At 39.1% G+C, this 723-nt stretch carries 1 protein-coding gene; it reads right to left on the reverse strand.

Annotated features, from left to right (window positions below):
• On the reverse strand, nt 1-723 hold a 723-nt coding region (locus BA053_RS06345), incomplete at both ends, for a putative PEP-binding protein (RefSeq protein ID WP_245611632.1).

The following is a 723-nucleotide window of genomic DNA, read 5'->3' on the forward strand; positions in this document are numbered from 1 at the left end:
GCCCTAATCTGCATGCTATATATTTCAGGATGAGAAATGGCAAGTCTACAACCTCGATGGCCAAGCATTGGGTTCTTTTCTGATAACTGTGCTATTTTATTTTTTACTGACTCAACTGACTTACTAAGTGATTTGGCAATTTTTTCTATAGTAGACTGATCATTGGGTAAAAATTCATGCAAAGGTGGATCAAGCAACCGTATAGTGACTTCCCTGCCCTCCATAATAGAAAATATTTCTTTGAAATCAGACTTTTGCATTTCTTCTAGTTTAATGAGCGCATTTGCCCTTTCATTTTCATCGTCAGCTATTATCAACTTTTGAATGAATTCGATTCTATCACTAGCGAAAAACATATGTTCTGTGCGACATAAGCCTATACCTTCTGCACCGAATTCTTTTGCAATTTTTGCGTCTTTTGGAGTATCAGCGTTCGCTCTCACTTTGACCGTTTTGATTTCATCTATCCAGTTGATTACCGTTTTGAATTCTTGCGATAATTCAGGTGAAATTGTAGGGAGAATGCCAAGCATAACCTCCCCTGTTCCTCCGTTGATGGTAATTGGTTCACCTTTATTTACTTTTGTATCCCCTACAGAAAAGAAAGTTCCATCTTTATCGATATAAAGTCCACTCACACTGCAAATGCATGGCTTACCCATTCCACGGGTTACAACAGCAGCATGCGAGGTCATCCCTCCACGTGCTGTTACTATGCCACTT

It is taken from the genome of Wolbachia endosymbiont of Nomada ferruginata (genome assembly GCF_001675785.1).
Taxonomy (GTDB): Bacteria; Pseudomonadota; Alphaproteobacteria; order Rickettsiales; family Anaplasmataceae; genus Wolbachia; species Wolbachia pipientis.